This is a genomic window from Streptomyces sp. NPDC054834 (assembly GCF_053611185.1).
In genome coordinates, this window is sequence record NZ_JBSGZV010000002.1 from 126,137 (window position 1) to 150,493 (window position 24,357).

Genomic DNA, 24,357 nt, shown 5'->3' on the forward strand with positions numbered 1-24,357 from the left:
ACAGCCAGCCGCGTCGACACAGTGTCCGGGGAGCTATATGTCCAGCGAATACGCCAAACAGCTCGGGGCCAAGCTCCGGGCCATCCGCACCCAGCAGGGCCTTTCCCTCCACGGTGTCGAGGAGAAGTCCCAGGGTCGCTGGAAGGCCGTGGTGGTCGGTTCCTACGAGCGCGGCGACCGCGCCGTGACCGTGCAGCGCCTTGCCGAGCTGGCCGATTTCTATGGTGTTCCCGTGCAGGAGCTGCTGCCGGGTACCACGCCGGGCGGCGCCGCCGAGCCGCCGCCGAAGCTCGTCCTGGACCTGGAGCGGCTGGCCACCGTGCCGGCCGAGAAGGCGGGCCCGCTTCAGCGGTACGCCGCGACCATCCAGTCGCAGCGCGGTGACTACAACGGCAAGGTGCTGTCGATCCGGCAGGACGACCTGCGCACCCTCGCCGTCATCTACGACCAGTCGCCCTCGGTCCTCACCGAGCAGCTGATCAGCTGGGGCGTGCTGGACGCGGACGCGCGCCGTGCCGTGGCGACCCACGAAGAGAGCTGAGCCCCTCAGCGCCTCAGCAGAAACGTGCCGCCCGCTGCTCACATGCAGAAGGCGGAACGCCGGAGGGCCCGCAGCAGTCGTGCTGCGGGCCCTCCGGCGTTCGTGTCGCGGTGCCTCTCAGGCCTCGTCGCGTCAGGCCCCGTCGCGGCGCAACGAGGGCTTCAGCTCCTTGAGCCGGCCGAGCAGGCCGTTGACGAACGAGGGCGACTCGTCCGTGGAGAACTCCTTCGCGAGCTGCACCATCTCGTCCAGGACGACGGCGTCCGGGGTCTCGTCCACCCAGATCAGCTCGTAGGCGCCCAGGCGCAGGATGTTCCGGTCGACGACCGGCATCCGGTCGAGCGTCCAGCCGACCGAGTACTGGGCGAGCAGCTCGTCGATGCGCTTCGCACGCTCGGCGTAGCCCTCGACCAGCTGCATCGTGTACTCGCTCACCGGCGGCTGCCGGGTGTCGTCCCGGGAGAGCCGGATCCAGTCCGCGAGGACCGTCAGGACATCGGCGCCGCGCTGGTCGCCCTCGAAGAGGATCTGGAACGCGCGCTTGCGGGCCGTGTTGCGGGCAGCCACGGTTAGCTGTTCACCCGGCCGAGGTAGTCGCTCGTACGGGTGTCGACCTTGATCTTCTCACCGGTGGTGATGAAGAGCGGGACCTGGATCTGGTGACCGGTCTCCAGGGTCGCGGGCTTGGTGCCGCCGGTGGAGCGGTCGCCCTGCACGCCCGGCTCGGTCTCCTGGATGACGAGCTCGACGGCGGCCGGCAGCTCGACGAAGAGCACCTCGCCCTCGTGCTGCGCGACGGTGGCCGTGAAGCCCTCGATGAGGAAGTTGGCGGCGTCGCCGACGGCCTTGCGGTCGACCAGGAGCTGGTCGTAGGTCTCCATGTCCATGAAGACGAAGTAGTCGCCGTCCATGTACGAGAACTGCATGTCGCGCTTGTCGACAGTGGCCGTCTCGACCTTGACGCCGGCGTTGAAGGTCTTGTCGACGACCTTGCCGGAGAGCACGTTCTTGAGCTTGGTGCGCACGAAGGCCGGGCCCTTGCCGGGCTTGACGTGCTGGAACTCGACGACGGACCACAGCTGGCCGCCTTCGAGCTTGAGCACCATGCCGTTCTTGAGGTCGTTCGTGGAAGCCACGGTTGCGGAATCTCCTGGACTGACGTACGACCCCGGGGCAGGCGCACAGCGCGAGGCTAGAGCGCGAGCAGCTCCTTGGTCGTGATGGTGAGTAGCTCGGGTCCGCCGTCCGCCTCGGGGCGTACGACGAGCGTGTCATCGATCCGGACGCCGCCCCGGCCCGGGAGGTGGACCCCCGGTTCGACGGTGACCGGCACGCAAGCGTCCAGTTTACCCATGGCCGAGGGAGCCAACTGCGGGTCCTCGTCGATTTCGAGTCCCACCCCGTGTCCGACGAGTGGCGGGAGGCCCTGCGCGTACCCGGCGGAGTCCAGCACCTGGCGTGCGGCGCGGTCCACTTCACGGTAGGCCGCACCGGGCGCCAGGGCCTCCCGTCCGGCGCGCTGCGCGGCGAAGACGAGGTCGTACAGCTCGATCTGCCAGTCGGCCGGCGAGGTACCGATGACGAACGTCCGGCCGATCTCACAGCGGTATCCGCGGTAGGTGGCCCCCAGGCAGACGGACAGGAAGTCGCCTTCCTCGACCCGCCGGTCGGTGGGCCGGTGCCCGCGCCGGCCGGCGTTCGGGCCCGTGGCGACGGAGGTCGCGAAGGCGGGCCCGTCCGCGCCGTGGTCGACCAGGCGCCGCTCCAGCTCCAGGGCGAGGTGCCGTTCGGTGCGGCCGACCAGGATGGACTCCAGCAGCTCACCGAGGGCCTGGTCGGCGATCTCGGCACCGATGCGGAGGCAGGAGATCTCCTCCTCGTCCTTCACCACCCTGAGCTGCTCCACGGCCACGCCGAGGTCGGCGAGGCGGAGGCGGGGCGCGACGGATGAGACGGCTCTGTACCGGGTGACGGTGAGATGGTGCTCCTCCACGGCGAGGACGTCGGCTCCCTGGGCCACGGCGAGGTCGGTCGCCGCGACCGCGGCGTCGCCACCGGGTGAGGGCAGGATCTGCAGGCGCAGGTTCTCGTCCGGCCGTCCCTCGCTGGGGCGGTCGTCCGGGGGGGCGGCGCAGACGAGGAGGTCCTCGCGCTTGCCGAGGAGCAGAACTGCGTCCTGGGGGGCGGCGCCCGCCAGGTAGCGCACATTGGCGGGGCGGGAGATGACCGCTGCCGCGGTACCGGCCGCGTTGCAGCGTTCCCTCAGCCGGGATCGGCGGGTCGCGTACACCTCTGACATGAGACGAGCGTAGGAGTTCTGCCCGGTTCGCGCTGTTTGTGGGGGCCGAGTGGGGTTCGGTCAGCCCGTGGTCACCAGCTCGGTGGGCTTGTTATGGCCCTCGCGAGCACCTCGTCGAGGACACGGGCCGTGCTCGGCACGTCCAGCTGTGAATTGTCGATGATCGGCAGGCCCGAGCCGTACCAGCCGGCCATGCGGCCGTGGATGCGGGCCACCTCCTCGTCGGTGAGGCGGCGGTTGCCGGTGCGTTCGGCGTTGCGTTCCAGGACGATGTCCAGGCCCGGGAGGAGGACCACGGGCAGCAGACCGGGGCCGACGTGCCGCTTCCAGCCGCCGAGGCCGACGACGGGGCGGTCCGGGAACACGGCGTCGTCGAGGACGCAGGAGATGCCGTTGGCCAGGAAGTTCCGCGCGGCGAAGCCGCAGGTGCGGCGGGCCAGGCGGTACTGGGCCTCGGAGTGGTCGTTCCAGCCGGACTGCGGGTCGGCGAAGCCCGAGCGGACCCATTCGCGTACGTCGTCGAGGCTGATGTGGGCGGTGGGGACCCGGCGGTGGTCCGCCCAGTACTTGGCGACACTCGTCTTCCCGGCACCGGCGGGGCCGATCAGCAGCACGGCCAGGGTCGTGGCGGACGGGTCCGGGGCCGCGGTGGGTGGCGGGCTGGGCACGGCGACCGGGCCGCCGGGCGGCAACGGCACATGACCGGTGGTGTCGGCGACCGGCGGCACGGGCGGGTGCTGCGGGGCCGGAGACTGCGGGACCGGGGCCGGGGGCTGCGCGGGCGCGGGCGGCACCGGTCCGGCGGAGGTGCCGGTGAAGCCCGGCGCCGGGGGCGGCGGGGGCACGGGCGCGGGGCCCTGGTGGGATCCCGGGTGGTGTGCACCCGGGTGATGTGCGGTCGGCGCCCAGCCGGCGACCGGTCCCTGCCCCGGCTGGTGGGGCGGCGGCAGCTCAGACCCCACTGCGTGCTGCATCCGGTGCCACTCCGTCTCGTCCGTACCCGCAATTGACGCCGGCAGCGGGGCTGTCCCCGCTCCCTACCGAACGGTACCGTCCCCGGCCGTCGTTCGGTGAAACGGCCGGGGGCGGTGCGAAGTGCCCGTCCCGCGAGGTGAATCGGGCGGAAGGAGCAGGTGAGGACGTACCGTGCCGCCGCTTACTGCCCCACTTCGCCGTAGGCGGCCAGCAGCACCGCCGGGTCCGGTCCCTCCAGGACGGTCGGCTTGGCGAGGCCGTCGAGCACGATGAAGCGCAGCAGGTCACCGCGGGACTTCTTGTCGACCTTCATCGTCTCCAGCAGCTTGGGCCACTGGTCGTAGCGGTAGTGCAGCGGCAGCCCGACCGATTCCAGGACCGTGCGGTGGCGGTCGGCGGTCGCGTCGTCCAACCGGCCCGCCAGACGGCCGAGTTCGGCGGCGAAGTGCATGCCGACCGACACCGCGGCGCCGTGCCGCCACTTGTAGCGCTCGTTCTTCTCGATGGCGTGGCCGAGCGTGTGGCCGTAGTTGAGGATCTCCCTCAGGCCGGACTCCTTCAGGTCGGAGGAGACGACCTCCGCCTTCACCCGGATCGACCGCTCGATCAGCTCGGCCGTGTGCGGCCCGGCAGGGGTGCGCGCGGCCTCGGGGTCGGACTCGATGAGCTCCAGGATCACCGGGTCGGCGATGAAGCCGGCCTTGATGATCTCGGCGAGTCCGGAGACGTAGTCGTTGACGGGCAACGACTCCAGCGCGGCCAGGTCGCACAGCACACCGGCCGGCGGGTGGAAGGCACCCACCAGGTTCTTTCCCTCGGCCGTGTTGATGCCGGTCTTGCCGCCGACCGCGGCGTCCACCATGGCCAGCACGGTCGTCGGGACGGCGATCCAGCGCACACCGCGCAGCCAGGTCGCGGCCACGAACCCGGCCAGGTCGGTGGTCGCGCCGCCGCCGACGCCCACGATGACGTCGGAGCGGGTGAACCCGGACTGGCCGAGCGCCCTCCAGCAATAGGCGGCGACCTCGGCGGTCTTGGCCTCCTCGGCGTTCGGCACCTGGATCGCGACGGCCTCGTAGCCCTGCTCGGCGAGGTCGGCGCGCAGCGCGTCACCGGTCTCGGCGAGGGCCTCGGGGTGGATCACCGCGACGCGCTTGACCCGGTCGCCGATCAACCCGGCCAGCTCGCCGAGGAGTTGGCGGCCCACCAGCACCTCGTACGGGTCGGTGCCCGCGGTGCCGGCGACCTGGATCCGCGTCACTGCCTCACTCATGCTTCTTTCAACTCCAAAGCGTCCAGGGCGGCTTGGGTGACCTCTTCGGGCGTGCGGCCGTCGGTCGGTACGACCGCCGTGGCGACCTCCTCGTACAGGTGCCGCCGCGCCTCCATCAGCTCGCGCCACTGCTTGCGCGGGTTGACGGCGAGCAGCGGACGGGCCGCGTTGAGGCCGGTGCGCTTGACCGCCTCCTCGACGTCCATCGAGAGGTAGACCACGCGGTGCCCGGCGAGCAGGCCTCGGGTGTCCTCGTCGAGGATCGCGCCGCCGCCCAGCGCCAGCACGCCGTCGTGCTCGGTGAGCGCCCGGTACACCGCCCGCTTCTCCACGGCGCGGAAGACCGGCTCGCCGTCGTCCACGAAGATCTCGGCGATGGTCCGGCCCTCGGCGGCCACGATGTCGTCGTCGGTGTCCCGGTAGGCGACGCCCAGCCGCTCGGCCAGCAGCAGTCCGACCGTGGACTTGCCGACACCCATCGGACCGACCAGCACGATCGACGGACCCGTCATCGGATCGCGAGGTTGTCGAGGTACGAGCGCACGTTGCGGCGGGTCTCGGCCACGCTGTCGCCGCCGAACTTCTCCGCCACCGCGTCCGCGAGGACCAGCGCGACCATCGCCTCGGCGACGATGCCGGCCGCCGGGACCGCGGACACGTCGGAACGCTGGTGATGCGCCTGGGTCGCCTCGCCGGTGGTGACGTCCACGGTCTGAAGAGCGCGCGGCACGGTCGCGATCGGCTTCATCGCGGCCCGCACCCGCAGCAGCTCACCCGTGGTCAGGCCGCCCTCGGTGCCACCGGAGCGGCCGGACACGCGGCGGATGCCCTCGGGCGTGTTGACGATCTCGTCGTGCGCCTTGGAGCCGGGCACCCGGGCCAGCTCGAAGCCGTCGCCGATCTCGACGCCCTTGATCGCCTGAATGCCCATGAGGGCGCCGGCCAGCCGGGCGTCCAGCTTGCGGTCCCAGTGCACGTGCGAGCCGAGGCCGACCGGGACTCCGTAGGCGAGCACCTCGACCACACCACCAAGGGTGTCGCCGTCCTTGTGGGCCTGATCGATCTCCGCGACCATCGCCTTCGACGCGTCCGCGTCCAGGCAGCGCACCGGGTCGGCGTCCAGCTTCTCCACGTCGGCCGGCGTGGGATACACGCCCGCCGGAGCCTTCGCCGAGGCCAGCTCCACGACGTGGCTGACGATCTCGATGCCGGCCGTCTCCTTCAGGTACGACCGGGCCACCGCGCCCAGCGCCACCCGGGCCGCCGTCTCACGTGCCGAGGCGCGCTCCAGGATCGGGCGGGCCTCGTCGAAGCCGTACTTCTGCATGCCGGCGAGGTCGGCGTGGCCGGGCCGGGGCCGGGTCAGCGGAGCGTTGCGGGCCAGGCCCGCCAGCACCTCGGGGTCGACCGGGTCGGCCGCCATGACCTGCTCCCACTTGGGCCACTCGGTGTTGCCCACCATGATCGCGACCGGGGAGCCGAGGGTGAGACCGTGCCGGACGCCGCCCAGGAAGGTGACCTCGTCCCGCTCGAACTTCATACGCGCACCGCGTCCATAGCCGAGGCGCCGCCGCGCGAGGTGGTCCGCCACCATCTCCGTGGTGACCGGCACGCCGGCGGGAAGGCCCTCCAGCGTGGCGACGAGTGCGGGACCGTGGGACTCCCCCGCGGTCAGCCAGCGCAACCTGCTCAACGGTGCTCCTCAGTGCTCGCGCCCGGGTACTGCCCTGCGTATGCGCGTCCTCGCGTACGAGGGCGGCGCGACCGGATGCGCGGCGCCGGCCCGCCACCTCCGATCCTCCCACGTCCGGGACCGTCCCCGGCTCCCGGTCCAGAAGGCGGACGCGGCGGCGGACGTCAGTGAGCGGCGAGCGCCTCCTCCCCGGCCCTGCGCATGGCCTCCAGCGGGGCCGGCGCGCGACCGGTCATCTGCTCCACCTGAAGCACGGCCTGGTGCACCAGCAGGTCAAGGCCGCTGACGACGGCGCCGCCGAACATGGACCAGCGTGCCGCGAGCTCGGTGGGCCAGGGGTCGTAGAGCACGTCGAACAGGGTCGTGGGCCGCTCCGGTACGGCGGCGGCGAGTGCGTCGGTGGTGCCCGCGGGGGTGGTGGCGATCACCAGCGGGGCGTGCAGCGCCTCGGCCGCGTCGGCCCAGTCGGCCGTGCGGACGTCGACGTCGAGCCGCTCGCCCCAGTGGCGCATCTCGGCGGCGCGGGCCTCGCTGCGGACGTAGGCGACGACCTCGCCGGTGCAGACGCGGGCCAGGGCGGCCAGGGCAGAGGAGGCGGTGGCGCCCGCGCCGAGCACGGCGGCGGAGCCGACCTGTTCGATGCCGTGCTCGCGCAGGGCGGCGACCATGCCCGGGATGTCGGTGTTGTCGCCGAGGCGGCGGCCGTCCTCGGTGAACACGACGGTGTTGACCGCGTCCACGGACGCCGCCGTCTCGCTGATCTCGTCGACCAGCGGGATGACCGCCCGCTTCAGCGGCATGGTCAGCGACAGCCCCGCCCACTCGGGCCCGAGCCCGTCGAAGAAGCCAGGCAGTCCGGCCTCGTCGACCTCGAAACGGTCGTACGACCAGTCGGCCAGGCCGAGTTCGCCGTAGGCCGCCCGGTGCAGCACCGGGGAGAGCGAGTGGGCGATGGGCTTGCCGAGCACGGCGGCCCGGCGGGCTTCGACTGCCCTCTGTGTCATGGGAACCTGTCCTTGAGCCTGGCGGCCTGACGGCCTGCGCGGATCATATCCGCACGGCCGGAACGGCCCGCCAGGTGGCGCTGTCGGCTCTTCAGCCCTTCTTCCTCGACGCATTCCATTCGTTGACCAGCTTCTCGTGTTCCGCGAGCGTCTTCGTGAATTCGCTGGTCTTGCCGTCCATCGAGATGAAGTAGTACCAACCGTCGTGCGTCGGGTCGAGTGCGCCCTGGAGGGCCTCTTCGCCGGGGTTGTCGATGGGGCCCGGCGGCAGGCCCCTGGCGAAGTACGTGTTGTAGGGGTTGTCGTACTTGCGCAGCTCGGCGATGGACAGGTCGATCTTGCTCTGGTTCTTCACGTAGTTGTACGTGGAGTCGAACTCGAGCTTGCCGTTGGTCTGCGGGTTACCGGGTACGAGGCGGTTGTAGACGACCTCGGCCATCTTGCGGAAGTCGTCATGGCTGGTGCCCTCGGCCTGGGCGAGGCTTGCCACCGTCAGCAACTGCCAGGGGTTGTCGAGCCCCAGGGACTTGGCCTTCTGCACGAGGCCGAGCTCCTGGTACGTCTCGTTGGCCCGGGAGACCATGTTCTTCAGGACATCCTCGGGCTTCTGCCCCTTCGCCGCCGCGTAGCTGGACGGATAGAGGAATCCTTCCAGCGGGTCCTTGAGATTGGGATGGCTCAGCGCCCAGTCGGGCAGGCCCAGTTTGCGGTAGTCGTTCTTCGCCACCTTCGCCGTGGTGCCCTGTGCCACCCCGAGGCGCTGGTCGATCAACGAGTAGACCTTCACGTTGCGCATGCCCTCGGCGATGATCAGGTTGCTGTGGCTCTTCGGGCTCAGCATGAGTTCGACCGCGCTCGCGGCCGACATGTGCTTCTGCAGCGTGTAGACGCCGTCCTGGACGCCCTTGCCACCAGGATTCGCGTTCAACGCGGAGACGAGCGCGTCGACGCTCTCGACGACGCCCGCCTCCTTCAGCTTCTGCCCGATCACATAGCCGCCGGCGCCCTTCGGGATGACGACCGAGACCTGCTCGCCGTTCCCGTCACCCGCGTAGTCCGGCGCCGCGCCGAAACGATCCTGGTAGAAGTGCCAGCCGAAGTAGCCGACACCGGCCAGGCCGCCGCCGAACACCAGGCACACCACCAGGCAGGCGAAGCCGTTGCGCCCCTTCTTCTGCTTGGGGCCCTTCCCGCCCGCGCCGCGCGAGCGCCGGCTCTGTGCGGCGTCGTCCTCGTCGTCGTCCTGGTCGTCTCCCGCGAAGAAGGCGTGTTCGCCCTGGTCGGGACCGGGGTCCCAGCCGGTCTCCGTCTCCTGCTCCGCCACGGGTTCCGGTTCGGGGCGCCGCTGGCCCGGGGGCTCCGGCGGGGGGTAGGCGTCGGGCGTGCCGTAGAAGTCGGGCTGCTCCCCGCCGTACGCCACCGGCTGCTGGCCGTAGGGGTCGCCCGGATCCGCGGCGTAGGGCACGTGTCCGTGGGTGCCGGTGGCGTCCCAGCCGCCGCCCTGGTGGTACTGCTCCTGGGTATGACCGGCGTACTGCTGGTCGTACTGCTGCTGTCCCTGCGCGTCGTACTGCTGCTGTCCCTGCGCGTCGTACTGCTGCTGTCCCTGCGCGCCGTACTGCTGCTGTCCCTGCGCGCCGTAGTGCTGGTGACCCTGCCCGTCGTGGTACTCGTACTGCTGCTGGTCGTACCCGCCGTGCTGCTGCTGGCCCCAGTCGCCGTACTGCGACTCCTGCGAAACATGCTGCGGCTGGCCGCCGTAGACAGACTGCCGGCCCACATGGGCCTGCTGCTGCCCTTCCCATCCGTCGTCCCCGAACAACGGGTCCTCCGGATGCCACGGTTCGGAGCCTTGGCCCCGGCCATACTCAGTCATCGATCCCCTAGAGCCGCGAGGCGGGCGGTCACGCGGCTCCTGGGGCCCGCTTCCGTTCCGCCTCTTGCTGTGCGGCGGCTGTTCGAGAACCGTCGCATCGCGCGGAACGTTACCGTATCGCGATCAGATGACCACTTCGACGCCCTCGCCGGGTGCATTACCTGACACCCGTTCGGATTCCAAGGCCTGTTGCAAAATGATCACGGCGGCCGCCTGATCGATGACAGAACGGCCCTTCTTGGACGTCACGCCGGAGGCGCGCAGCCCCTGAGTGGCCGTCACGGTCGTCATCCGCTCGTCCACGAGTCTGACCCCGACCGGCTGAATCATGCGCGCCAGTTCCTGGGCGAAGCGACGGACCTTGGCGGCGGCCGGGCCCTCGCCCCCCTTGAGGGAGCGAGGGAGACCGACGACGACCTCGATCGGCTCGTACTCCTCGACCAGTTGCCTCAGCCGGCGGTGAGCGGCCGGGACGTCCCGCCCGGGGACGGTCTCCACCGGTGTGGCGAGGATCCCGTCAGGGTCGCACGAGGCGACCCCGATACGGGCGTCCCCGACGTCGATCGCGAGTCGGCGTCCTCGGCGCATGACCCGGCCCTCACCGCCTGCCGTGTTCTCGGGGTTCCCGGAGTTCACTTGGCCGTTTCCGCCACGAGCCGCTCGACGGCGTCGACGGCCTCGCCGACGGCGGCCGGGTTCTGGCCGCCGCCCTGGGCGACGTCCGGCTTGCCGCCACCGCCGCCGCCGAGGGTCTTGGCGGCCGTGCGAACCAGGTCACCGGCCTTGAGGCCGCGTTCGCGGGCCGCCTCGTTGGTGGCGATGACCGTGAGCGGCTTGCCGTTGTTCACCGTGAACAGGGCCACCACAGCGGCCCGCCCGCCCTGGATGCGGCCGCGCACGTCGAGGACCAGCTTGCGCAGGTCGTCGGGGGTCGTGCCGTCCGGGACCTGGCCGGTGACAAGCGCGATGCCGCGCACGTCCTTGGCGGACCCGGCGAGGCCGGCGGCGGCCTGGAGCACCTTCTCGGCGCGGAACTTCTCGATCTCCTTCTCGGCGTCCTTCAGCTTGCCGAGCATGGCGGAGACCTTCTCCGGCAGCTCCTCCGGACGGCCCTTGATCAGCTCCTGGAGCTGGGCGACGACCGTGTGCTCACGGGCGAGGAAGTTGTAGGCGTCCACGCCGACCAGGGCCTCGATACGGCGCACACCGGAGCCGATCGAGGACTCGCCGAGCAGCTTCACCAGGCCCAGCTGGGCGGTGTTGTGCACGTGCGTGCCGCCGCACAGCTCCTTGGAGAAGTCGCCGATGGTCACCACGCGGACCCGCTCGCCGTACTTCTCGCCGAACTCGGCGATGGCGCCCTGCTTCTTGGCCTCGTCGATGCCCATGATGTCGGCGCGGACGTCGAGGTCGCGGGCGAGCACCTCGTTGATCTTCTGCTCGACGTCGGTCATCACGGCCGTCGGTACGGCGGACGGCGAGCCGAAGTCGAAGCGGAAGCGGCCGGGCTGGTTCTCGGAACCGGCCTGGGCGGCCGTCGGGCCGAGGGCGTCGCGCAGGGCCTGGTGGGTGAGGTGCGTGGCCGAGTGGGCGCGGGCGATGGCCGTGCGGCGGCGGTGGTCGATCGAGGCGTGGGCCTTGGCGCCGACGGTCACCTCGCCGACCTGGACGACGCCCTTGTGGACGTACACGCCGGGGACCGGCTTCTGGCAGTCGCGGACCTCGATGACGGCACCGGAGTCGACCTTGATCCGGCCGGTGTCGCCGATCTGACCGCCGCCCTCGGCGTAGAACGGGGTGCGGTCCAGGACGATCTCGACCTCGTCGCCCTCGCCGGCGGCCGGGGAGGAGACGCCGTCGACGAGGATGCCGACGATGGTGCTCTCGCCCTCGGTGTCCGTGTAGCCGATGAAGTCGGTCTCGCCGGTCTTGTCGGCGATCTCCCGGTAGGCACCGGCACCGGCGTGGCCGGTCTTCTTGGCCTGGGCGTCGGCCTTGGCGCGCTCCCGCTGCTCCTTCATCAGGCGGCGGAAGCCCTCCTCGTCCACCGAGAGGCCCTGCTCGGCGGCCATCTCGAGGGTGAGGTCGATCGGGAAACCCCAGGTGTCGTGGAGCAGGAACGCCTTGTCGCCGGCCAGGACCGTGCCACCGGAGGCCTTGGTCTCGGTGACGGCGGTGTCGAGGATGTTGGTGCCGGCCTTGAGCGTCTTGAGGAAGGCGTTCTCCTCGGCGACGGCGACCTTCTCGATGCGCTCGCGGTCGGTGACGAGCTCCGGGTACTGCTGGCCCATCATGCCGATGACCGTGTCGATCAGGTCCTTGACGACCGGACCGGTGGCGCCGAGCAGGCGCATGTTGCGGATGGCGCGGCGCATGATGCGGCGCAGGACGTAACCGCGGCCCTCGTTGCCGGGGGTGACGCCGTCGCCGATGAGCATCACGGAGGTACGCATGTGGTCGGTGACCACGCGCAGGGAGACGTCCGAGTGGTGGGCGTCGCCGTAGGCCACGCCGGTCAGCTCGGTGGCCTTCTTGATGACGGCCATGGAAGTGTCGATCTCGTACATGTTCTGCACGCCCTGCAGAATCATGGCGAGGCGCTCCAGGCCGAGGCCGGTGTCGATGTTCTTGCTCGGCAGTTCGCCGAGGATCTCGAAGTTGTCCTTGCCGATGCCCTCGCCGCGCTCGTACTGCATGAAGACGAGGTTCCAGATCTCCACGTACCGCTCGTCGTTGACGGCGGGGCCGCCCTCGACGCCGAACTCGGGGCCGCGGTCGTAGTTGATCTCGGAACAGGGGCCGCAGGGGCCGGGGACGCCCATGGACCAGTAGTTGTCCTTCATGCCCAGGCGCTGGATGCGCTCCTTGGGCACGCCGACGACGTCGTGCCAGATGCGCTCGGCCTCGTCGTCGTCCTTGTAGACGGTGATCCACAGGCGGTCGGGATCCAGGCCGTAACCGCCCTTGTCCTGGGGCGTGGTGAGCAGCTCCCAGGCGTACTTGATGGCGCCTTCCTTGAAGTAGTCGCCGAAGGAGAAGTTGCCGCACATCTGGAAGAACGTGCCGTGGCGGGTGGTCTTGCCGACCTCTTCGATGTCGGGGGTGCGCACGCACTTCTGCACGCTGGTGGCGCGGGCGAAGGGCGGCTTGACCTCGCCCAGGAAGTACGGCTTGAAGGGCACCATGCCGGCCGGGACGAGGAGCAGAGTCGGGTCGTCCGCGATGAGCGACGCCGAAGGGACGACGGTGTGACCGCGCTCCTCGAAGAAGCTCAACCAGCGGCGGCGAATCTCAGCCGACTCCATCAGTGGTCCTCATTCCGGTTGTACGAGTACGTCGTGTTCTCGATGTACTTCGGGTTGCTGCGGTTGTTCTCGATGGCGTCATACCGCCGGGGCGCGGGGAGTTCGGGATCCTCACCGATGCCCAGTGCGTCTCCGAGCTCGGCCTCCCGCTGCGCCATGTTGTCGCGGACGTCGAGCGCGAAGCCGACCGCGCGGTCCTTCAGGCGCTGGCCGGTCTCGAGGGCCTTGTTGGCCGCAGTGGCGGCGAGGCTCTCGGGGGTCAGCTGCTTCAGCTTGCGATTGACCTTGGTGGTGGCCCACACACCGGCGGCGACACCCGTGGTGAACCAGAACGTACGGCGGAACATCGCTCGGTCTCAGTCCTTACTTCCGCTTGCGTCGTGCGGCAGGAACCGTGCGGCCCACGATCACGGTACGCCGGGGCGACTTCGCGGGCACGTCCTCCTTGCGGCCGCTCAGGGCCCGGCGCACGCCGTAGCCGAAGGCCGCGACCTTCACCAGGGGGCCGCCGAAGGTGGAGGCGACGGTGGTCGAGAGCGCGGAGGCGTTCGACGTGACCTCCTGGACGTCGGAGGCGATCGCGTCGACCCGGTCGATCTGGGTCTGCGCGGAGCGCACCGCCGTGGAGGCGTCGGCCAGCAGCGGGACGGCCTGGTCGGTCACGTCCGCCACGAGCTTGGTGGTCGCCTTGAGCGTCTGGGCCAGCCTCGCCAGCGCGACGGCGAGGAAGGAGACCAGGATCGCCCAGAAGACGGCCACCAGGATTCCGGCCACTTCTCCACCGGACACTGTGCGCACCCGCTCCCTGAAACGTGCTCTGGACATCGAGAAAGTCGTGCACCGAGCCTATCGCGCCGGGGGTGGCGCTCCGTACCGGATTACCTCCCGGGGCCGGACAATCACGAAAGCCCGCCGCCTCGCCCGCCCGGAAGGGCGGGGAGACGGCGGGCTGACGCTGAGGTGCTACACCCGGCTGGTGATCAGCGGGCGTAGTACTCGACGACGAGCTGCTCGTCGCAGATGACCGGAACTTCCTTGCGGTTCGGCTCGCGGTCCAGGCGGAACGCCAGGGCGCGGAGGTTCACCTGGAGGTAGCGGGGGGTCTCGCCGTCGGGGGCGAAGCCACCCTCACGGGCGATCTGGAAGAGCGTCTTGTCCTTGGAGCGGTCGCGGACCTGGATGACGTCGTCCGGGCGCACGCGGAAGGACGGCTTGTCCACCTTCTGGCCGTTGACCTGGATGTGGCCGTGGACGACCATCTGGCGGGCCTGGTAGATGGTGCGGGCGATGCCCGAACGCAGGACCAGCGCGTCGAGACGGCGCTCGAGCTCGATGATCAGGGCCTCGCCGGTCTTGCCCTGGACCTTGGAGGCACGCTCGTAGGCGCGGACGAGCTGACGCTCGGACACGTCGTACTGCGCGCGCAGACGCTGCTTCTCGAGCAGACGGACCTTGTAGTCCGAGTTCTGCTTGCGGCCACGGCCGTGCTCACCCGGCGGGTAGGGGCGGGCCTCGAAGTACTTGACGGCCTTCGGGGTCAGCGCGATGCCGAGCGCACGCGACTTCTTGACCTTGGGGCGGGACTGGTTCGCCACTGTCTCTGTCTCTTTTCTGAATTTCCGGCTTGTCAGTGTCGAGGGAGGTCGCATCCGCAGCCGGGGAATCCCTCCTCGTCCTGACGGACGGGGTGGGCAGCCGCTCCCCCGGTCTGGGCACATACGTGCAGCACGCGAGTGGCCCACCGACCCTTCCCGGAGGTCCGGGTGGTGGTGGGCTGCCCGCGACACCGTTCGACGGTGCGCGACGCTCCTGGAGCCGGTCCACGAAGGACTGGATCTCCGGCTGGCTGTCCCGCTCTGACGGCACGGGACTCAGCACTTCGGGGCAGTCTACAGGGTGCTCAGGACCGCTTGCGACCGAGGTGCTTGCGGGTCCACTCGACGGCGTCCGCGTACCTCGCCTCGGCGCCGTGCCTGCCCGGCGTGTAGTACTCGCGTTCCTTGATGGCGTCCGGCGCGTACTGCTGCTGGGCGATGCCCTCGGGCAGGTCGTGCGGGTACACGTAGCCCTGCGCGTGCCCGAGCTTGGCCGCGCCCTTGTAGTGCCCGTCCCGCAGGTGCGCCGGCACCGGGCCGGCCAGGCCCTTGCGTACGTCGTCCAGGGCGGCGCCTATCGCGGTGGTCGCGGAGTTCGACTTGGGGGCCAGGGCGAGGGCGATGGTGGCGTGGCTGAGGGTGAGGGCGGCCTCGGGGAAGCCGATCATGGCGACGGCCTGGGCGGCCGCGACCGCGATCGGCAGGGCGTTCGGATCGGCCAGGCCGATGTCCTCGCTGGCGGAGATCATCAGGCGGCGGGCGATGAAGCGGGGGTCCTCGCCGGCCTCGATCATCCGGGCCAGGTAGTGCAGCGCGGCGTCGACGTCCGATCCCCGGATGGACTTGATGAGCGCGCTGGCGACGTCGTAGTGCTGGTCGCCGTCCCGGTCGTACTTCACCGCCGCCCGGTCGACCGTCTCCTCCAGCGTCGCCAGGGCGATGTCCGTCTCGCCCTTGTCGAGCGCGGCCCCCGCGGCGGCCTCCAGGGCGGTCAGGGCGCGGCGGGCGTCACCGCCGGCGATGCGCAGCAGGTGGTCCTCGGTGTCCTCGGGGAGGGCGACGGCGCCCCCCAGACCGCGCTCGTCGGTCAGGGCCCGCCGGACGAGACCCCGCAGGTCGTCGTCGGTGAGGGGTTCGAGGGTGAGCAGCAGGGAGCGGGACAGCAGCGGGGAGATCACCGAGAAGTACGGGTTCTCGGTGGTGGCCGCGATCAGGGTGACCCAGCGGTTCTCCACCGCGGGAAGCAGGGAGTCCTGCTGGGCCTTGCTGAAGCGGTGGATCTCGTCCAGGAAGAGGACGGTCTCCTTGCCGAACCCGCCGGTGGCCCGGCGCGCGCCGTCGATGACCGCGCGGACCTCCTTGACGCCCGCGGTGATGGCCGACAGTTCCACGAAGCGCTTGTCGGTGGCCTTGGAGACGACGTACGCCAGGGTCGTCTTGCCGGTGCCGGGCGGCCCCCAGAGGATCACCGAGGACGGTCCGGCGGGGCCGCCCGCGCCCTCGCCGACCAGGCGGCGCAGGGGCGAGCCGGGCTTGAGCAGGTGCTGCTGGCCCACCACCTCGTCGAGGGTGCGCGGGCGCATGCGCACCGCCAGGGGACTCGCGGCGGGGTCCTTCTCCTGGCGTTCTTCTGCTGCGGCGGTGAACAGGTCGGGTTCCACGCAAGAAACCCTAAGTCACCCCACTGACAATCCCCTCGGGGCTGTCAGCTGGTCCAGAAGTCCCACCAGCGGGTCAGGACCAGCATGCCGATGATGCCGACGTGCAGCACCGGCATCACCCAGGTGAACTCGTCGAAGAAGCCCTTCAGCCAGCGCGGCGCGGGCAGGAAGTCGTTGCGGATGTTGAACGACGTCACGTACCAGAACATCGTGATCGTGGCGACCCAGGCCAGCGAGCACCACAGGCACAGCGCGTTGATCCGGTACAGCGACTGGAACTGCAACCAGGTGCAGAAGGCCACGCCGAAGAGCGTGCCGAAGTTGAACGTGAGCCAGTACCAGCGCGGGAAGCGGGCCCGGGCGAGCAGGCTCATGCCGACGCAGATGACGATGCCGTAGCAGACCAGGCCGAGCATCGGGTTCGGAAAACCGAAGGCGGCGGCCTGCTTGCTCTCCATGACGCTGCCGCAGGAGACGACCGGGTTGAGGCTGCAACCGGGGGTGAAGGTCTTGCCCGCGACCTTGGCCTCGAGGATCTTGAACTTGTCGATCGTGATGACCCACGCGGCGAGCAGTCCGGCCGCGCCGGTGATCATCAGCAGCAGGGCGAACGCACGGCTGCCGCCCACCGTGCGCGGCACGGCGTCGGCCTCGTCCGGCCCGGGCTCCGTGGAGACGTCCTTGACTGTCGTCTTGCTCATCACGCCGATCCGTCACTGAGGGGTTGGACCTTCTTCGGGCACGGTCATTGTGCCGCACGCAGGCTGTGTCCACCGTTCGGTGGACATAAGGAGGTACGCACGGTCGTCCCGGAGCGTTCGGTTCCGGCCGAAGCTCGAGGGCATGACAGCACACGCGAACGGATTCGCGGTGCACGTACGGGGGCTGCGCAAGCAGTACAGGGACGTGACCGCGGTGGACGGCATCGATCTGGGCATCCGGCGCGGGGAGGTGTTCGGCCTGCTCGGGCCGAACGGCGCGGGCAAGAGCACGACGGTGGAGATCCTCCAGGGCAACCGCACCCGGGACGCCGGCGAGGTCTCCGTCCTGGGGGCGGATCCGGCGACCGCCACGCGCGCGTGGCGATCCCGTGTGGGAATCGTCTGGCAGGACGAATCGGCGCCCGCCGAGTTGACGGTCCGCGAGACGGTACGGCACTTCGCCCGCTACTACCCCCGCCCGCGCGACCCGGAGCAGGTCATCGGCCTGGTCGGGCTGGGGGCCAAGGCCGACAGCCGGATCAAGGGCCTCTCGGGCGGTCAGCGCCGCCGCCTCGACGTGGCGCTCGGCGTGATCGGCGGCCCCGAACTGCTGCTCCTGGACGAGCCGACGACCGGCTTCGACCCGGCGGCCCGCCGCCAGTTCTGGGACCTGATCCGGCTGCTGGCCGACGAGGGCACGACGATCGTGCTCACCACGCACTACCTGGAGGAGGCCGAGGCCCTCGCGGACCGGCTCGCGGTGGTCGCCCGGGGCCGGGTCGTCGCCGAGGGCGAGCCCGGCGAACTGCGCGAACGGTACGGCACCGGCGCCACGGTGACCTGGACGGATCCCGACGGCTCCGCGCGCACGGAGCACACCGACACGCCCACGAGGACGGTCTCGGCGCTCATGGAGCGCTTCGACGGCGAGATCCCGGGCCTGGCGGTGAGCCGACCCACGCTGGAAGACGTCTACCTCCGGCTGACCGGACAGGAGGCCACCCGATGACTACCTGGTCCCTCGGCCTCAGCCGCGGCGCATTGGAGATCAAGCAGTTCTTCCGGCAGCGCGACCAGGTGGTGTTCACCTTCGCCTTCCCGGTCGTCTTCCTCTTCCTGTTCGCGTCGATCTTCCACGACGACGTGCGCGGCAGCGGCGTCACCGCCTCCCAGCTGTACGTCCCCGCGATGATGGCCTCCGGGATCATGTCGACGAGCTTCCAGTCGCTGGGTATCTCGATCGCCGTGGAGCGGGACCAGAAGGCGCTGCGCCGGCTGCGCGGCACGCCGATGCCGCCGGCGGCGTACTTCCTGGGGAAGATCTGGCTCGTTCTGTTCACCGGCGTGGTGGAGACGGTGATCCTGCTGCTCGTCGGCACCACCCTGTACGGCGTCGACCTCCCGTCGGACCCGGGCCGCTGGTTCGACTTCGGGTGGATCTTCGTGCTCGGGCTGACCGCGTGCGCGCTGCTCGGCATCGCGATCAGCTCGGTGCCCCGGTCCGCGCAGAGCGCCAGCTCGGTCGTCGTGCTGCCGTTCCTGGTGCTCCAGTTCGTCTCCGGGGTGTACATCTCCGTGGCCACGATCCCCGGCTGGATGCTGGACGTGGGCGCCCTGTTCCCGCTGAAGTGGCTGTGCCAGGGGTTGCGGGGGGTGTTCCTGCCCGACTCCGCGCGAGTGCTGGAGCAGGCGGGCAGCTGGGAGTTCGGGCGGATCGCGCTGGTGCTCGCCGCCTGGTGCGCCGCAGGATTGGCGCTGTGTCTGCTGACCTTCCGCTGGCGGGACCGGCGCACCGGATGACGGACCCGGGCTCGGCCCGGGACGCGCATGCCTGGGACCGGGCGATCCGCCTCTGGGACCTGTACTTCGCGGTCGCCTGGGTGGCCACCCTCGCCTTCGTGCTCGCCGCGAGGCATCCCGGGTGGCCCGTCCGCATGGTCGCCGCCGGACTGCTCGTCCCGCTGGTGCCCTGGTACGCCGTGGTGGGCCGCACGCTGGTCCAGGAGGATCCGCCGGAGGAACGGCGGACGTTGCGCTACCTCGGTGTGGCCATCGCCCTGTTCCTGCCGTCGGCGGTCCTGGTCGGCGAGACGCGGCTGATGGCGTTCGCGCTCGTCCCCCAGTGCTTCATGACGCTCAGGATGCGGCGGGCGCTGGTGGCGGTGACCGTCATCAACCTGGTGCCGGTGGCGGGCTGGGCGCTGCTGTGGCGGCCGGACGGCCGGGACCTGTTCGCCAACGCGGTGTTCGCCGGGGTCACCCTCGCCTTCTCCGTCGTGATCGGCAGCTGGATCATCCGGATCATCGAGCAGAGCGGGGAGCGGGCCGAACTGATCGCCGAGCTGGACGCCAGCCGGCACGAGATCGCCCGGCTGTCGGCGGCGCACGGCGCGCTGGCGGAGCGGGAGCGGATGGCGCGGGAGATCCACGACACCCTCGCGCAGGGCTTCACCAGCCTGCTGATGCTCGTCCAGGCGGTCGAGGCCGAGCTGGACGACGACCTCCCGCAGGCCCGGCGCCATCTGGCGCTGATGGACGCCACGGCCCGCCAGAACCTCGCCGAGGCCCGGGCCCTGGTGGCCGGGGGCGCACCGGCCGACCTCGACGGCGCCTCGCTGCCCGACGCGCTGCGCCGGCTCGCGGCCCGGCACGGGGCGACCGTGGAGGTGACCGGTCCGATGCGCCCGCTGCCGGCCGGCCCCGAGGTGGTCGCCCTGCGCTCCTGCCAGGAGGCTCTGACGAACGCCCGCCGGCATGCGGGAGCGTCGGCGGTGGTCGCCATCGAACTGACATACGCGGACGCGGCGCTCACCGTCTCCGTCCACGACGACGGACACGGCTTCGATCCGGCCGCCGTCTGCGCCGGGTACGGGCTGGCGGGGCTGCGGGCCCGGGCCGCCGAGGTGGGCGGGACCGCCTCGGTCCGCAGCGTGCCGGGCGACGGCACGAGGGTGACCGTACGCCTGCCCGTCCCCGCCACCGTGAGGAGTGACACCCCGTGATCCGGATCGTCCTGGCCGACGACCACCCCGTCGTCCGGGAGGGCCTGCGCGCGATGCTCAGCGCCGAGCCCGACCTGGAGGTCGTCGCCGACGCCACCAACGGGCCGCAGGCGGAGGCGCTGGCGGCCGAGCTGCGGCCCGACATCGTGCTGATGGACCTGCGGATGCCGGGCGGTGACGGGGTCGACTCGATCGAGCGGATGAGCGAGGCCGGGCTGCCCTGCCGGGTGATCGTCCTGACGACGTACGAGACGGACCGCGACATCCTTCGGGCGGTCGAGGCCGGGGCCGCGGGCTACCTCCTCAAGGACCTGCCCCGGGGCCAACTGGCCGACGCGGTACGGGCCGCCGCCCGCGGCGAAACGGTGCTGGCCCCATCGGTGGCGGCCCGCCTGGTGGACCAGCTCCGCGCCAAGCCGGAGCGCCCACGCCTGTCCTCCCGGGAGACGGCGGTACTGCGCCTGGTGGCCGAGGGCTGCACCAACGCCGAGATAGGCCGACGGCTGTTCATCGGCGAGTCGACGGTCAAGACCCATCTGCTGCGCATCTTCGGCAAGTTGGGCGTGGACGACCGAACCGCGGCAGTCACCTCGGCAATGCGCCACGGCCTCCTCGACTGACCCCACCGGGGGGGGCTCCGCCCTTGCCGCTGCCGAGGCGACGGAGCACCCTGTGACCCACACGCGGTGCAGAGGCGAGCAATGGGAGCCGGGCACCCGACGAGCCAACACCCAGAAGGCCGAAGCCCAGGGTGGCAGGCCCGAACGGCGGGCAAGGGACCTGGGCACCCAGCGGTCCGCCCCTAGGGTGGGTAAAGGCTTGGGACCAGGGCGCGAAGCCCCCGTGAGGCAAAGGCCCGCAGTCCAAGGGGCAGAGCCGCCGGCACGGTTGAAGGGGCCGAGGCCAAGGTGGCACGGCCGGGGGTCCAGCTGGCGGGACCCCCGGCGGGGCCGAAAGGGCAGAGTCCCAGGGTGAACCAACGCCGGTGCCCAAGGGGCAGAATCTCAGGCGGAGTTGCAGGGGCGGAGCCCCAAGATGGGCGAATCCCAGAAGACCCGAGGGCAAAGCCCCGGCAGGAACAACACGGCGAAGCCCCAAAATGGGCGAACCCCCGCAGACCCAGAGGCAAAGCCCCAGCCGGAACAACACTCCGGAGCCCCAGGGTGGGCGAACGGCAGGGGGCCAGGGGGCGGAGCCCCCTGTGGGGTTGAAGGGGCGGAGCCCCCTGTGGGGTTGAAGGGGCGGAGCCCCTGGAGGGTGGGAAGGGCAGGGGCGGCGGGGGCGAGGAACAGACCCCCCGCCCCCGCGGGCTCAGCTCAGCCGTGACTCCAGTTCGGCCACGATCTCGTTGACGCCGATCGCCGTCTGCTCGCCGGACTCCATGTCCTTGAGCTGGACGACACCGTCGGCGAGATCACGCTCACCGGCGACGATCGTGTACCGCGCCCCGCTGCGGTTGGCGTTCTTCATGGCGCCCTTCAGTCCCTTGGCGCCGTAGGAGAAGTCCGCCGCGATGCCGACCTTGCGCAGCTCGGTGACCTTGGCGAACAGCACCCGCCGGGCCTCCTCCCCGAGCGGCACCGCGAAGACGCTGGTCGCCGAGGGAAGGTCGAGCTCGACGCCCTCCGCCTCGAGGGCCAGCACCGTACGGTCGACGCCGAGGGCCCAGCCCACCGACGGCAGCGCGGGGCCGCCGATCATCTCGGACAGCCCGTCGTAGCGGCCGCCGCCGCCCACCGCGGACTGGGAGCCCAGACCGTCGTGCACGAACTCGAAGGTCGTCCGGGTGTAGTAGTCCAGCCCGCGCACCAGCTTCGGGTCGTCCTCGAAGGCCACGCCCGCCGCGCTGATCAGCTCGCGCACCTCCTCGTGGTACGCCTTGCACGCGTCGCACAGATAGTCACGCAGCAGCGGCGCGTCCCCGAGCTGCTTCTGGACCGACTCCCGCTTGTCGTCCAGGACGCGCAGCGGGTTGATCTCGGAGCGGCGCAGGGTGTCCTCGTCGAGGTCCAGGCCGCGCAGGAAGTCCTGAAGCGCGGCCCGGTACACCGGCCGGCACTCCTTGTCGCCGAGCGAGTTCAGCAGGATGCGGAAGTTCCTGAGCCCCAGCGAGCGGTACGCCTGGTCGGCCAGGATGATCAGCTCGGCGTCCAGCGCCGGATCCTCGGCCCCGATGGCCTCCGCGCCGACCTGCGAGAAGTGCCTGTAGCGGCCCTTCTGCGGGCGCTCGTAGCGGTAGTAGGAGCCGGAGTACCAGAGCTTGACCGGCAGGTTGCCCGCCTTGTGCAGGTTGGCCTCCAGCGCCGCCCGCAGTACGGAGGCCGTGCCCTCGGGGCGCAGGGCCAGCCGGTCGCCGCCCTTGGTCTCGAAGGCGTACATCTCCTTGGTCACGATGTCGGTCGACTCACCGACTCCGCGCGCGAAGAGCTCGACGTTCTCGAAGCCGGGCGTCTCGATGTAGCCGTAGCCGGAGTTGCGCAGCGGCGCGGCGATGGCCTCGCGAACCGCCAGGTACTTCGCGGAGTCCGGCGGAATGAGGTCGTACGTGCCCTTGGGGGCCTTGAAGGTGCTCACGGGAAGTCTCTCGTCACATTCCTCGTCGGGGAGCGGAGGGTCCTCCGTCCGCTCCCAGGCCGGCGGCCACCTGCCGCAGATACGGGTTGGTGGCGCGCTCCTGGCCGATGGTCGTGTAGTCGTTGTGACCGGGCAGCACCACGGTGGAGTCGTCGAGCGGCAGGACCACGCGGGCCAGGGACTCGAGCATGTCGTCCATGGAGCCACCGGGGAAGTCGGTGCGTCCGATGGAGCCGGCGAACAGCAGGTCGCCCGAGAAGAGGATGGGCGGGATGTCCGCCGCCTCGGGCAGGCCGAAGGTCACCGACCCCTTGGTATGGCCCGGGGCATGCGCCACGGAGAGCTCCAGACCCGCCAGCTCCAGCTTGACGCCGTCGGCCAGCTCCTTGACGTCGTCCGGCTCCCCCACCGTCAGCTCACCCATGAGCGGCATGCCGATGGAACGGCCCAGCGCCTTCTCGGGGTCGCTCATCATGTACCGGTCCTCAGGGTGGATCCACGCCGGTACGTCGTGCGCTCCGCACACCGGGACGACCGAGGCCACGTGGTCGATGTGGCCGTGGGTGAGGACGACGGCGACGGGCTTGAGCCGATGCTTCTTCAGCGCTTCCCCGACTCCGCCGGCGGCCTGGTGGCCCGGGTCGATGATCACGCACTCCTCACCGGCGGCGGGGGCGACGAGATAACAGTTCGTCCCCCAGGCCCCGGCGGGGAACCCGGCAATGAGCACGATCGTCCTTCGTTGTGTCGGCTACAGGCGGCTACAGCTGCTGTCGAAGCCTACCGGCGCTGCCGTTTCCTCAGCGAACCCATATACGGTACGGGGCTACACGCATCCGTCGGCTCACAGGACGCACGCGTACCGGTCGACAACACGACACGCATGAGGAGAGAACCCGGTGGTCAGCCAGGAGCAGCGGCGGCGTCAGCTCGCCCGGGAGAAGTTCTTGCGGCAGCAGCAGCGGCGCACCAGCGCGCGGCGCAAGGCGCGCATGCGCAACTCCGTGATCGCGTCGGTGCTCGGCGTGATCGTGATCGGCAGCGTCGCGCTGTACACGACCGGGGTGCTGAAGAACGACGACGACAAGGCGAGCAACGCCGGTTCGAACGTCACGCCCAGCGCCTCGGCACCCAGCAAGGCTCCGGACCCGTGCGAGAAGGCCGCCAAGGGCTCTGTGCAGAAGCTGAGCTGGAAGAAGGAGCCGGCGATGACCATCGACACGTCGGCGAAGTACACGATGAAGCTGGCGACGACGTGCGGCGACATCGGCATCGCCCTCAAGACGTCGGCGGCCCCGCACACCGTGAACTCGTTCGACTTCCTCGCGGGCAAGGGCTACTTCGACCACACCAAGTGCCACCGGCTCACCACCAACGGCATCTACGTGCTCCAGTGCGGCGACCCGACGGGCACGGGCAGCGGTGGTCCCGGGTACACGATTCCCGATGAGAACCTCAAGGACAAAAGCCTGAAGGGCAACGTCTACCCCGCGGGCACGATCGCCATGGCGAACACGGGGCAGAAGCACACCGGTGGCAGCCAGTTCTTCCTGGTCTACCGGGACAGTCAGTTGCCGCCCAGCTACACACCGTTCGGTACCGTCGACGCGGCGGGCCTGAAGGTTCTGAAGAAGATCGCAGCCGCGGGTGAGAGCACGGGCCAGGGTGACGGCGCTCCGAACGCGACCGTCGTGATCAACAAGGCGACGGTCACGAAGTCCTGATGGCCGAGGCGGCGGCCAGCGGAATTTCGGTCGCGCTGGATGCGGACAGGCCACCCGCTGGTCGCCTATGTTGGCCGTGACGAAACTGTGGACGATGCCCGGGGGAGCTGAGGCCCCCCGCAGGCATCATGTGG

24 protein-coding genes are annotated in these 24,357 nt (G+C 70.5%); 6 read left to right on the top strand and 18 right to left on the bottom strand.

Annotation, left to right across the window (positions count from 1 at the left end):
- The first annotated feature begins 37 nt into the window (after positions 1 to 37).
- The gene (gene bldD, locus ACWGJM_RS03195) at positions 38 to 541 is read left to right on the top strand and encodes a transcriptional regulator BldD (protein ID WP_086170636.1); all 504 of its coding nucleotides are present in this window, start codon (positions 38 to 40) and stop codon (positions 539 to 541) included.
- Between the two features lie 132 nt (positions 542 to 673).
- On the opposite strand, the gene nusB is transcribed toward bldD, so the two are convergent.
- From nusB to ACWGJM_RS03275, 16 genes are all read right to left on the bottom strand, one after another.
- Positions 674 to 1,108 (bottom strand): transcription antitermination factor NusB, encoded by a 435-nt coding sequence (nusB, locus tag ACWGJM_RS03200; RefSeq protein ID WP_453409944.1) that lies wholly within the window; start codon positions 1,106 to 1,108, stop codon positions 674 to 676.
- A 2-nt stretch (positions 1,109 to 1,110) separates the two neighbouring features.
- Positions 1,111 to 1,677 carry an elongation factor P gene (gene efp, locus ACWGJM_RS03205; protein ID WP_361804794.1) on the bottom strand — a complete coding sequence of 189 codons (567 nt, stop codon included), beginning with the start codon at positions 1,675 to 1,677 and terminating at the stop codon, positions 1,111 to 1,113.
- A 56-nt stretch (positions 1,678 to 1,733) separates the two neighbouring features.
- Positions 1,734 to 2,840 (bottom strand): aminopeptidase P family protein, encoded by a 1,107-nt coding sequence (locus ACWGJM_RS03210; RefSeq protein ID WP_453409945.1) that lies wholly within the window; start codon positions 2,838 to 2,840, stop codon positions 1,734 to 1,736.
- A 71-nt stretch (positions 2,841 to 2,911) separates the two neighbouring features.
- Positions 2,912 to 3,814, bottom strand: coding sequence for a Pro-rich N-terminal domain-containing protein (locus tag ACWGJM_RS03215; RefSeq protein ID WP_453409946.1), 903 nt, complete (start codon positions 3,812 to 3,814; stop codon positions 2,912 to 2,914).
- A 182-nt stretch (positions 3,815 to 3,996) separates the two neighbouring features.
- On the bottom strand, positions 3,997 to 5,088 hold the full coding sequence (aroB, locus tag ACWGJM_RS03220; RefSeq protein WP_453409947.1) for a 3-dehydroquinate synthase: 1,092 nt from the start codon (positions 5,086 to 5,088) through the stop codon (positions 3,997 to 3,999).
- Positions 5,085 to 5,600 (bottom strand): shikimate kinase, encoded by a 516-nt coding sequence (locus ACWGJM_RS03225; RefSeq protein WP_453409948.1) that lies wholly within the window; start codon positions 5,598 to 5,600, stop codon positions 5,085 to 5,087. Before ACWGJM_RS03225 ends, aroB begins: the two co-directional genes overlap by 4 nt.
- Entirely contained in the window at positions 5,597 to 6,781 is a 1,185-nt protein-coding gene (aroC, locus tag ACWGJM_RS03230; protein WP_453409949.1) for a chorismate synthase, read from the bottom strand. Before aroC ends, ACWGJM_RS03225 begins: the two co-directional genes overlap by 4 nt.
- Before the next feature lie 164 nt (positions 6,782 to 6,945).
- Entirely contained in the window at positions 6,946 to 7,785 is an 840-nt protein-coding gene (locus ACWGJM_RS03235; protein ID WP_453409950.1) for a shikimate dehydrogenase, read from the bottom strand.
- A 91-nt stretch (positions 7,786 to 7,876) separates the two neighbouring features.
- Positions 7,877 to 9,661, bottom strand: a complete 1,785-nt coding sequence (gene mltG / locus ACWGJM_RS03240) for an endolytic transglycosylase MltG (RefSeq protein ID WP_453409951.1) — start codon at positions 9,659 to 9,661, stop codon at positions 7,877 to 7,879.
- A gap of 123 nt (positions 9,662 to 9,784) precedes the next feature.
- A complete protein-coding gene (gene ruvX, locus ACWGJM_RS03245; RefSeq protein WP_453410250.1) occupies positions 9,785 to 10,249 on the bottom strand; it encodes a Holliday junction resolvase RuvX in 465 nt (154 codons plus the stop codon).
- A gap of 44 nt (positions 10,250 to 10,293) precedes the next feature.
- The gene (gene alaS, locus ACWGJM_RS03250; protein ID WP_453409952.1) at positions 10,294 to 12,966 is read right to left on the bottom strand and encodes an alanine--tRNA ligase; all 2,673 of its coding nucleotides are present in this window, start codon (positions 12,964 to 12,966) and stop codon (positions 10,294 to 10,296) included.
- Positions 12,966 to 13,313, bottom strand: coding sequence for a hypothetical protein (locus ACWGJM_RS03255; RefSeq protein ID WP_453409953.1), 348 nt, complete (start codon positions 13,311 to 13,313; stop codon positions 12,966 to 12,968). Before ACWGJM_RS03255 ends, alaS begins: the two co-directional genes overlap by 1 nt.
- 16 nt (positions 13,314 to 13,329) lie before the next feature.
- Positions 13,330 to 13,791, bottom strand: a complete 462-nt coding sequence (locus ACWGJM_RS03260; protein ID WP_453409954.1) for a DUF948 domain-containing protein — start codon at positions 13,789 to 13,791, stop codon at positions 13,330 to 13,332.
- A 155-nt stretch (positions 13,792 to 13,946) separates the two neighbouring features.
- A complete protein-coding gene (gene rpsD / locus ACWGJM_RS03265; protein WP_453409955.1) occupies positions 13,947 to 14,561 on the bottom strand; it encodes a 30S ribosomal protein S4 in 615 nt (204 codons plus the stop codon).
- A gap of 305 nt (positions 14,562 to 14,866) precedes the next feature.
- Positions 14,867 to 16,222 carry a replication-associated recombination protein A gene (locus ACWGJM_RS03270; RefSeq protein ID WP_453409956.1) on the bottom strand — a complete coding sequence of 452 codons (1,356 nt, stop codon included), beginning with the start codon at positions 16,220 to 16,222 and terminating at the stop codon, positions 14,867 to 14,869.
- A gap of 44 nt (positions 16,223 to 16,266) precedes the next feature.
- The gene (locus tag ACWGJM_RS03275; RefSeq protein WP_453409957.1) at positions 16,267 to 16,923 is read right to left on the bottom strand and encodes a vitamin K epoxide reductase family protein; all 657 of its coding nucleotides are present in this window, start codon (positions 16,921 to 16,923) and stop codon (positions 16,267 to 16,269) included.
- 142 nt (positions 16,924 to 17,065) lie between these two features.
- Here ACWGJM_RS03275 and ACWGJM_RS03280 point away from each other — a divergent pair, with 142 nt between their 5' ends.
- The 4 genes from ACWGJM_RS03280 to ACWGJM_RS03295 are packed head-to-tail and all read left to right on the top strand — an operon-like array spanning position 17,066 to position 20,545.
- Positions 17,066 to 17,932, top strand: a complete 867-nt coding sequence (locus ACWGJM_RS03280; RefSeq protein WP_453409958.1) for an ABC transporter ATP-binding protein — start codon at positions 17,066 to 17,068, stop codon at positions 17,930 to 17,932.
- Positions 17,929 to 18,723 (top strand): ABC transporter permease, encoded by a 795-nt coding sequence (locus ACWGJM_RS03285; protein ID WP_453409959.1) that lies wholly within the window; start codon positions 17,929 to 17,931, stop codon positions 18,721 to 18,723. The genes ACWGJM_RS03280 and ACWGJM_RS03285 overlap by 4 nt, the downstream gene beginning before the upstream one ends.
- A complete protein-coding gene (locus ACWGJM_RS03290) occupies positions 18,720 to 19,925 on the top strand; it encodes a sensor histidine kinase (protein WP_453410251.1) in 1,206 nt (401 codons plus the stop codon). Before ACWGJM_RS03285 ends, ACWGJM_RS03290 begins: the two co-directional genes overlap by 4 nt.
- Positions 19,922 to 20,545, top strand: a complete 624-nt coding sequence (locus tag ACWGJM_RS03295; protein WP_453409960.1) for a response regulator — start codon at positions 19,922 to 19,924, stop codon at positions 20,543 to 20,545. Before ACWGJM_RS03290 ends, ACWGJM_RS03295 begins: the two co-directional genes overlap by 4 nt.
- 691 nt (positions 20,546 to 21,236) lie before the next feature.
- Here the strand turns inward: ACWGJM_RS03295 and hisS are convergent.
- Complete coding sequence (gene hisS, locus ACWGJM_RS03300) at positions 21,237 to 22,499, bottom strand: histidine--tRNA ligase (protein WP_453409961.1); 1,263 nt, start codon at positions 22,497 to 22,499, stop codon at positions 21,237 to 21,239.
- Between the two features lie 13 nt (positions 22,500 to 22,512).
- A complete protein-coding gene (locus tag ACWGJM_RS03305; protein WP_453409962.1) occupies positions 22,513 to 23,229 on the bottom strand; it encodes an MBL fold metallo-hydrolase in 717 nt (238 codons plus the stop codon).
- Positions 23,230 to 23,398: 169 nt separating this feature from the next.
- Here ACWGJM_RS03305 and ACWGJM_RS03310 point away from each other — a divergent pair, with 169 nt between their 5' ends.
- Positions 23,399 to 24,223, top strand: coding sequence for a peptidylprolyl isomerase (locus tag ACWGJM_RS03310; protein ID WP_453409963.1), 825 nt, complete (start codon positions 23,399 to 23,401; stop codon positions 24,221 to 24,223).
- The last annotated feature ends 134 nt before the right edge of the window (positions 24,224 to 24,357 follow it).